5 protein-coding genes and 2 pseudogenes are annotated in these 8,950 nt (G+C 68.9%); 4 read left to right on the top strand and 3 right to left on the bottom strand.

The genetic code is table 11. The features are described 5' to 3' along the window. From BLP62_RS09005 to BLP62_RS08995, 4 genes and pseudogenes are all read left to right on the top strand, one after another. Positions 1-379 (top strand): annotated as a pseudogene (locus tag BLP62_RS09005) (integrase core domain-containing protein); the annotation flags it as partial. Positions 380-440: 61 nt separating this feature from the next. After that, positions 441-722, top strand: a pseudogene (locus tag BLP62_RS14505) (RtcB family protein); the annotation flags it as partial. Next, a complete protein-coding gene (locus BLP62_RS09000; protein WP_338155572.1) occupies positions 696-3,317 on the top strand; it encodes an RtcB family protein in 2,622 nt (873 codons plus the stop codon). The pseudogene BLP62_RS14505 and the gene BLP62_RS09000, both read left to right, overlap by 27 nt. A gap of 132 nt (positions 3,318-3,449) precedes the next feature. Further along, on the top strand, positions 3,450-4,910 hold the full coding sequence (locus BLP62_RS08995) for a phosphodiester glycosidase family protein (protein WP_093007896.1): 1,461 nt from the start codon (positions 3,450-3,452) through the stop codon (positions 4,908-4,910). On the opposite strand, the gene pyk is transcribed toward BLP62_RS08995, so the two are convergent. Genes pyk through dnaN form a run of 3 tightly spaced genes read right to left on the bottom strand, consistent with a single transcriptional unit; the run spans position 4,907 to position 8,748 of the window. Next, a complete protein-coding gene (pyk, locus tag BLP62_RS08990) occupies positions 4,907-6,331 on the bottom strand; it encodes a pyruvate kinase (protein ID WP_093007894.1) in 1,425 nt (474 codons plus the stop codon). The genes BLP62_RS08995 and pyk overlap by 4 nt on opposite strands. Further along, positions 6,318-7,586: a phosphopyruvate hydratase gene (gene eno / locus BLP62_RS08985; protein ID WP_093007892.1), complete on the bottom strand. Its 1,269-nt coding sequence runs from the start codon at positions 7,584-7,586 to the stop codon at positions 6,318-6,320. The genes pyk and eno overlap by 14 nt, the downstream gene beginning before the upstream one ends. A 43-nt stretch (positions 7,587-7,629) precedes the next feature. Then, entirely contained in the window at positions 7,630-8,748 is a 1,119-nt protein-coding gene (dnaN, locus tag BLP62_RS08980; protein WP_093007890.1) for a DNA polymerase III subunit beta, read from the bottom strand. Positions 8,749-8,950: the final 202 nt, after the last annotated feature.

Here is an 8,950-nt window from a genome sequence, read left to right as displayed (position 1 = left end):
TGGTGCGAGCGCCTTTTCCTATCCGTGCGGTGCAGGTGGATGGGGGCAGCGAGTTTATGTCCGATTTTGAGGAGGCCTGTGAACGTTTGGGCGTTAAGCTCTTCGTTCTTCCTCCGAGGAGCCCCAAGCTCAATGGTCACGTGGAGCGGATGCAGCGGACCTTTAGGGATGAGTTCTACACACGACCGTTGCCTTCACAGATCCCCGAGCTCCAAAGGGAGCTTGACGCCTACCTGGACCACTACAACCGCCGGCGACCCCACCGGGCCTTGGGGGGCCTGGCCCCTTTAGAGTACCTGGCTAGAATACGGGGGGAGGCGGTCCCCACAGAGTCTCAAATGTGTTGACCGACTACATAGCCTTGACGCATAACGCATAAGCGGGTATGGTAAGGATAAGCCCGGGCCCTAAAGCCCGGCGGTTTTGTTTTGGAGGGCGCCATGCGCTTTGAGAAGATCGCCCCTTTCACCTACCGCATCCCCCGCCAGGGGAAGATGCGGGTGGACGCGGTCTTCTTCGCCTCGGAGGAGATCTTAAGGGACCTCGAGGCGGAAAACTACGCCTCCTTGCAGCAGCTCATGAACGTGGCCACCCTCCCCGGCATCGTGGAGCCCGCTTTGGCCATGCCCGACATCCACTGGGGCTACGGCTTCCCCATCGGGGGGGTGGCGGCCTTTGACCCGGAGGAGGGCGGGGTGGTGAGCCCGGGCGGCGTAGGGTTTGACATCAACTGCCTGCCCCCAGGAACCCGGATCCTCTTCCGCGACGGGTACACCCGCCCCATAGAGGAGCTGGCGGAGGAAAGAGCCCCCAACCTGGTGGTGTGGCGGCTTGGGGAGCGCCCGGAAGCGGCCCAGGCGGCGCTTCTCCTTTCCCGGGAGGCGGAGGAACTCCTTAGGCTCCGCACCGAGGGCGGGTTCGTCCTGGAGGCGACCCCGGACCACCCCCTCTACACCCCTGAGGGGATGCGGCCTGCGGGCGCCTTGCGGCCGGGGGACCGGGTGGCGGTCCACCCCTTCCGGGGCCTTCCCTACGAGCTCCCCCCACCCCTATCCCTCCTCGAGGAGGAGGAAGCGGAGGCCTGGGCCCGGACCCTCGGCTTTCCCCAGGCGCCCCGGGAACTCCGGGCGCGGGGCCTTCTTCCCCTCCGGGCGGACCATCCCCACCTCCCCGCCCTCCTCCGCCTCTTGGGCTACGCCCTGGGGGACGGCACCCTCTACCGCTCCGGGGGGCGGGCCTACCTGGTCCTCTACGGGGAGGAGGAGGGGTTGCGGGAGGCCAAAGCCGACCTGGAACGTCTGGGGTTCCGGGCAGGGGGACCCTACTTGCGCCGCCGCAACCACGCCTTCCGGGGGCGAACCTTTGACGCGGTGGAGGCGGGTCTGAAGGTGTCTTCCCGTGCCCTCTTCCTCCTCTTCCGCGCCCTCGGCCTCCCTGAGGGGGCCAAGGCCAAGCAGGGCTTCAGGCTGCCTGCTTGGCTCTTTGCCCTTCCTCCCTGGCTTAAGGCGAACTTCCTCGCGGGCCTTTTCGGGGCAGAGCTTTCCGCGCCCAAGGCCGTAAGCGGCCACGGGTACAACCTGGTCCCTCCGGTGCTTTCCCAATCCAAGCGCCGAAGCTTCCTGGAGGAAGGGCGTGCCTTCACCGAAGACCTCGCCCGCCTGGTGGCCTCCTTGGGCCTCGAGGTCCAGGACCTTCGCGAGGAGGCCGACTGGGAGGAACCCGAGGACCCCTCTCACCGCTTCAAGCTCATCCTCCGCTCCACGCCGGAGAACCTCGCCCGGCTTTACGAGGAGGTGGGCTACGCCTACGCTCCTAAGAAGGCGCGCCTCGCCCTTCTCGCCGCCCTTTACCTCCGCCTCAAGCAGGCCCACCTGGCTCGGAGGGAGGCTATGGCCGCGGAGGTTTTGGCCCTGCAGGAGGCCGGCGAGAAGGTGGCGGCCATCGCCCACCGGCTTGGGGTCTCCCGCCGCTTCGCAGAGCGGACGCTTTACGAGAAGCGGGGCGCTTTCCGGCCCCAGGGCTTTCCCACCTTCCCCGAGTTTGTGGCGGCGCAGGGGGCGATGCTCTTTGACCGGGTGGTGGCCGTGGAGCGGGTGCCTTACGGGGGAAAGGTGTACGACCTTTCCATGGCCCACCCGGACCACAACTTCGTGGCCGAGGGGTTCGTGGTCTCCAACTGCGGCGTCCGCCTCCTCGCCTCCCACCTCACCCTAGAAGACCTCCTCCCCCGCCAGAAGGAGCTCGCCGACGCCCTCTACCGCCTCGTCCCCTCGGGGGTGGGAAGCGAACGGCGGGACGTGCGCTTTAGCAAAAAGGAGCTCAAGGAGATCCTCAAGGAGGGGGCGGGCTGGCTCGTGAAGCGGGGCTTTGGCTACCCCGAGGACCTGGGCTTCATTGAGTCCCAAGGCCGCCTCCCCTGGGCCAACCCCGACAAGGTCTCGGAAAGGGCCTTTGAGCGGGGGGCGCCCCAGATCGGCACCTTAGGAAGCGGGAACCACTTCCTCGAGGTGCAGTACGTGGACGAGGTCTACGACGAAGAGGCGGCCGAGGCCTACGGGCTCTTCAAGGGCCAGATCACCGTCCTCATCCACACGGGAAGCCGGGGCTTAGGCCACCAGGTCTGCCAGGACTACGTGGAGCGCTTCCTCAAAGCCGCCCCCCGGTACGGCATTGAGCTCGTGGACAAGCAGCTCGCCGCCGCCCCCATAAAGAGCCCTGAGGGCCAGGACTACCTCCAGGCCATGGCCGCCGCCGCCAACTTCGCCTTCGCCAACCGCCAGCTCATCGCCCACTTCGTCCGAGAGGCCTTTGAGAAGGTGGGCTTTACCCCCAGGGACCACGGCCTCAGGGTCCTCTACGACCTCGCCCACAACAACGCCAAGTTTGAGGAGCACGGGGGCAGGCGGGTCCTCGTCCACCGCAAGGGGGCCACCCGGGCCTTCGGCCCCGGCCACCCGGAGGTCCCCGAGGCCTACTGCCGGGTGGGCCAGCCCGTTTTGGTGCCCGGGGATATGGGCCGCTACTCCTACGTCCTCGCGGGGACGGAAAAGGCCATGGCGGTTTCCTTCGGAAGTAGCTGCCACGGGGCCGGGCGCAAGATGAGCCGCCACCAGGCCAAACGGGTGGCCCGGGAGCGGAACCTGGTGAAGGAGCTTGCGGAAAGGGGCATCCTGGTGCGGGCCGCCACCCGGGCCACGGTGGACGAGGAGATGCCCGAGGCCTACAAGGACGTCTCCTTGGTGGTGGAGGCGGTGGAGGGAGCGGGGATCGGGAAAAAGGTGGCCCGCCTCAGGCCCCTCATCGTGGTCAAGGGGTAATCCCACCCCATGCTGGCTTGCGCCAGCATGGGGGTCCGCAAGGGGCTTCCCCGGGCCAGCTGGGCCAAGGAAGCTCGGGGAAAGGGTATAAGGCTCCATCCGCTTCTCAGAAAGTTTTGGTTTCCTGGGAGGATGAGGCGGTTTGCCCTCCTCCTCCTTTTCGGCCTTGGCCTAGGCCAGACCCTCCTTCCCGTGGAACAGCTGGGGCTCACCTTCCGGGAGGAAGGGGGGGCCTGGGTGTACCAGGGGGGCGGGAAGCGCTTCGTCTACGTCCCCGGGGTGGGCTGGAGCGAGCCCTTGGGGGCGGAGCTTCCCCCGCCCCAAGGGGAGCTTTTCCCCTTGGAGGCGCTGAAGGCCCTGGGGTACTTCCGGGTGGCGGAGGCGGGGGTGCGCTTCGGGGAGAAGCCCAAAGGCCTCCGGGTGGTCCTGGACCTGCCCGCCCCCTACCCGGCCGAGCCCCGGGAGGGGCGGGGGGAAGGGGAGGCCACCCTCCGCCTTCCCTACCTCGCCCCGGACCTCCTCAAGGCCCCCTGGCCTAAGGGCCTAAAGGCCAGGGTCCGCCTTCTCCCCGAGGCCACCGAGCTCGCCCTGAGGGCGGAACAGGGCCACCTCTACCACCGCCTCTTCCCCCTTCAAGACCCCCCCCGCCTGGTCCTGGACCTCTACCTCCTCGCCCCCGAGGTAGAGGAGGTCCTCTCCCCCGGGGTGCGCTACCGGGAGGTCTACGGCTTCGCCCCCGAGCCCCTTAGGCTTTACCTGGTGGAGGCGGAACGGGGAAGGCTCCTCCCCGTGGGCACCCCGGGGAAGAGGGCGCTTCCCAAGGACCTGGCCCCGGGGGCCCTCGCCGTCTTGAACGGCGGCTACTTTGACCCGAAGACGGGCACCCCCATCGGGCTTTGGGTGCAGGACGGGGTGACGGTCTCTTACCCCTACGGCCGGGTGGCCCTGCTTTGGGACGAGTTCACCTTTTTCCTCGGCTTCCCCCAGTTCGTGGCCGAGGCGGTGGGGCCGGACGGGAGCCGGGTCCGGGTGGGGGTGAACGCCTCCCGCGCCCGCTACACCGCCCACACGGTGCCGGGGACCGTGGGGCGGGAGGGGGAGGAGGTGGCCCTGGTACGGGAGGACCGGGTGGTGGCCCTCCTCCCCGCCCCGGCGGAGCTTCCCCCGGGGCACTGGGCCCTCGCCTTCCCCAAGGGGGCCCCGCCCTTCCCCTTGGGCCCCGGGGAGCGGCTTTCCCTTTACGGGCGCTTGGACCCCCCCTTCCGCTACGCCCTGGAGGGCGGCCCCCTCCTCCTCAAGGAGGGCCGGTACGCCTACGACCCCGCCGCGGAGAACTTCAAGGACCCAAGACCCCTCCAGGCCGTGGCCCCCCAGGCGGCGGTGGCCTGGACGAAGGAGGGGAAGCTCTGGCTCCTCGTCTCCGAACCCACCACCCCCGGGGCCCTGGCCCGGGCCCTCCTTTCCTTGGGGGCCTGGAACGCGCTCAGGATGGACGGGGGCGGTTCGGCCCAGCTCTGGGTGAAGGGGAAGCTAAGAAGCCCCTACTCGGGCTCGCCTAGGCCCGTGGTGAGCGCCCTGGCCCTCTTCCCTTAGGCCACCCGCTCCACCCGGAGGAGGTTGGTGGTGCCCCGCACCCCGAAGGGCACCCCGGCGGCGATGACCACCCGCTCCCCCACCTGGGCCAGGCCCAGGGCCTTCACCGCTTGCAGGGCGATGCGCACCATGTCGTCCGTGTCCTTTGGGTCCGGGGCCAGGTGGGGGATGACCCCCCAGACCAAGGCCAGCTGGTTGCGCACCTCGAGGCTCGGGGTCAAGGCCAGGATGGGCACCTGGGGCCGGGTGCGGGCGATGCGGCGGGCGGAGCTTCCCGTGGCGGTGAAGACCACGATGGCCTTAGCCCCCACGGCCTCCACGATGTCGTCCGCCGCCTGGGCGATGGCGTCTTGGGTGGTGGGGGTGGGGGAAGGCCTTAAGACGTTGAGCTTCTGCAGGAACTCGGGGGAAGACTCCACGGCCTTGGCGATCCTCGCCATCATGGCCACGGCCTCCACGGGGTAGGCCCCGGCGGCGGTCTCCGCGGAGAGCATCACCGCGTCCGTCCCGTCAAAGATGGCGTTGGCCACGTCGGAGGCCTCGGCGCGGGTGGGGCTTGGGTTTTGCACCATGGACTCCAGCATCTGGGTGGCGGTGATCACGGGCTTCCCGGCGGCGATGCACCGGAGGATGAGGCGCTTTTGCACGATGGGCACCTCTTCCAAAGGCATCTCCACCCCCAGGTCCCCCCGGGCCACCATGATCCCGTCCGCCTCCTCCAGGATCTCCTCAAAGCGGGCCACGGCCGAGGGCTTCTCAACCTTGGCCATGAGCCGGGCCCGGGAGCCGTAGCGGGAGAGGTAGTGCCGGGCGAGGAGGAGGTCGTCCCGGGTGCGCACGAAGGAGACCGCCACCCAGTCCACCCCGATCTCCGCCCCCAGGGCCAGGTCCTGGATGTCCTTTTCCGAGAGGGCGGGGAGGGAGAGGTCGGACCCGGGCACGTTGACGCCCTTGTGGTCGGAGAGCACCCCCCCCACCTCCACGAGGGTGTGGATCTCGTCCCCCTCCACCTTCACCACCCGGAGGCGGATCCGCCCGTCGTCCAGAAGGAGCACCTGACCGGGGCTCACGTCCTCGGGGAGGCCCGGGTAGCTCACGGAAACCCGCCGCTCGTCCCCTTCCACGGGAAGGCGGGTGAGGACGAAGGGCGCACCCGCCTTGAGCTCCACCCGCCCCTCCCTAAAGCGGCCCACGCGGATCTTGGGCCCCTGGAGGTCCTGGAGCAGGGCCAGGGTCTTGCCCAGTTCCTGGGACACCTCCCGCACCCAAGCGGCCCGCCTCCGGTGGTCCTCGGGGAGGCCGTGGCTGAAGTTCATCCGGAAGACGTCGGCCCCCGCCTCGGCCAGGGCCCGGATGGCCTCCTTGGTGTCTGTGGCCGGGCCCAGGGTGGCCACGATCTTGGTGCGCTTAAAAGGCCCCATAGCCCAGGAAGCGGGCCGCCCGGCCCAGCTCCTCCTCAATGCGCAGAAGCTGGTTGTACTTGGCCAGGCGGTCGGAGCGGGAAAGGGAGCCGGTCTTGATCTGCCCGGCGTTCACCGCCACGGCGAGGTCGGCGATGAAGCTGTCCTCCGTCTCCCCGGAGCGGTGGCTGATCACCGCCCGGTACCCCGAGCGCTGAGCCAGGCGGATGGCCTCGAGGGTCTCCGAGAGGGTGCCGATCTGGTTCACCTTGACCAGGATGGCGTTGGCCACGCCCCGCTCAATCCCCATCCGGAGCCTCTCTGGGTTGGTGACGAAGAGGTCGTCCCCCACGAGCTGGACCTTCCCCCCCAGGCGCTCGGTGAGAAGCCGCCACCCCTCCCAATCGTCCTCGGCCAGGCCGTCCTCAATGGAGCGGATGGGGTACTTCTCCACCCAGGCCTCCCAGAAGGCCACCATCTCCTCCGAGGAAAGGACCTTGCCCTCCCCTTCCAGGTGGTACTTCCCGTCCCGGTAGAGCTCGCTCGTGGCCGGGTCCAGGGCCAGGGAGACCTCCTGGCCCGGGGTGTACCCCGCCCGCTCAATGGCGAGGAGCAAAAGCTCCACCGCCTCCTCGTTCGCCTTGAGCTCCGGGGCGAAACCGCCCTCGTCCCCCACGTTGGTGCTATAGCCCCTCTCCTTGAGGACGGCCTTGAGGGTGTGGAAGACCTCGGCCCCGATCCTCAAGGCCTCGGCGAAGCTTTCCGCCCCGGCGGGCACCAGCATGAACTCCTGGAAGTCCACCCGGTTGTCCGCGTGCTTGCCGCCGTTGATGACGTTCATGAGGGGCACGGGAAGGGTGACCCCCTGGACCCCGCCCAGGTAGCGGTAAAGGGGCAGGCCCAGGGCCTCGGCCGCCGCCCGGGCCGTGGCCAAGGACACGGCCAGGATGGCGTTCGCCCCCAGGTTGGCCTTGTTGGGGGTGCCGTCCAGCTCCCGCATGGCCCGGTCCACCCCCTCCTGGTCCAGGGCGTCCATCCCGATGAGCTCGGGGGCGATGCGCTCGTTGACGTTCTCCACCGCCCGGCGCACCCCCTTGCCCAGGTAGCGCCTGCCGCCGTCCCTGAGCTCCAGGGCCTCGTGGGTTCCGGTGGAGGCCCCGGAGGGCACCATGGCCCGGCCCCGCACCCCCCCCTCCAGCTCCACCTCGGCCTCCACCGTGGGAAAACCCCGGGAGTCCAGCACCTCCCGCGCCTTCACGCCGACGATCGTGGTCATGGGCACCTCCTGTGGAAGCGCTTCACGCCTTCCCTCTCCCAGCCTACACCCTCAGGGGCACCACCACGGCCCTATACCCCCCTTCCCCGGAAGGGCGCACCAGGGTGGGGCTGGTGGGGCCGCTCATCTCCAAGAAGGCCTCCCCCTCCAGGGGGGCCAGGGCCTCCAGGAGGTAGCGGGCGTTGTAGGCGAGGCCCATGGGGGTGCCCTCCATGGCCACCGCCACCTCCTCCTGGCCCTTGCCGTAATCCCCCTCTGCAGAAAGGAGGGCCCGCCCCTCCTGGAAGAGGAGGTCCACCCGGTGGTTCTGCCGGTCGGAAAGCACGCTCACCCGCCGCAGGGCCTCCCGGAAGGGCTCCACCTGAAGGCGCACCCTCAGGGGGAAGTCCTTGGGGATCACCTTCTCGTAGTCGGGAAACTCCCCCTCCATGAGGCGCACGGCCATGCGCATCTCCGCGCCTTCCCCCCGCATGGCGAGCCCCAGGGTCCCAGGGCCCAAGGCCAAGGCCACCTCCCCCTCCCCCAAGGCCTTCAGAACCCGGACCACCTCGTCGGCGCTCCGGGCGGGGACCACCGCCTTCTTGGCGAAGGGCTGGGGCGTCGGAAGCTCCGAGAGGGCGAGGCGGTAGCCGTCGGAGGCCACCGCCCTAAGCCCCCCTGGGGAGAACTCCAGCTGCACCCCCCGGAAGATGGCCCGGTACTCCTCGTTGCTGGCGGCGTAGCGCACCTGGGTGAGGAGGCGGAGGAGGTCCCCTGCGGGCAGGGTGGCCTGGAGGGGAAAGGCCTCGCTCGGACCCCCAGGCTCGGGGAAGAGGAGCTCGGGGTAGCCCTCCATGGGGGCCAGGCTCAGCCGGGTGGTGAAGCGGCCGGAGGAAAGCTCAAGCTCCCTCTCCAGGGAAAGGAGGGCCTCCTCCCCGGGGAGGCTCCGCACCAGCTGGAAGAAGGGCTGGGAGGGCACCAGGTAGGCCCCTTCCCCCTGGACCTGGGCGGGGAGGCGGACCTCCAGGTCCACCTCCCCGTTGGAGCCGAAGAGGACCAGGGTTTCCGGCCCCACGGCCAGGCCCGCGTAGGTAAGAAGCGGGTTGGAGCTCCGGGAGGGGATCACCCGCTCCAGGAGGGCGATCTGCTCGGCCAAAAGGTTTTTTGGAAGGGCTACTTTCATTCTCCGCTCCTCCTTCTACTGTTACTACTAAAGTCTTTTTAAAGCTTTAAAAGATCCGTAGCCGTAGTAGTAGGGGCTGTGGATATGTGGATAAGGGGGCAGGAAGGCCGTCTGGAAGGGAAAAGGGCCTGTGGATAACCCCTGTGGAAAACCCGCCCGGGCCTGTGGATAAGGTGTGGATAAGTGGCGGGTTTTCCACAGG

It is taken from the genome of Thermus arciformis, assembly GCF_900102145.1.
In the GTDB taxonomy this organism is placed as follows: Bacteria; Deinococcota; Deinococci; order Deinococcales; family Thermaceae; genus Thermus; species Thermus arciformis.
Note: the sequence above shows the minus strand (reverse complement) of the source record. Positions and strands in the feature narration are given on the sequence as shown.

Bases quoted from the DNA above. Each gene is read 5' to 3' on its own strand.
- dnaN (WP_093007890.1), bottom strand. From the start codon at position 8,748: ATGAAAGTAGCCCTTCCAAAAAACCTTTTGGCCGAGCAGATCGCCCTC.
- BLP62_RS08995 (WP_093007896.1), top strand. From the start codon at position 3,450: ATGAGGCGGTTTGCCCTCCTCCTCCTTTTCGGCCTTGGCCTAGGCCAG.
- eno (WP_093007892.1), bottom strand. From the start codon at position 7,586: ATGACCACGATCGTCGGCGTGAAGGCGCGGGAGGTGCTGGACTCCCGG.
- pyk (WP_093007894.1), bottom strand. From the start codon at position 6,331: ATGGGGCCTTTTAAGCGCACCAAGATCGTGGCCACCCTGGGCCCGGCC.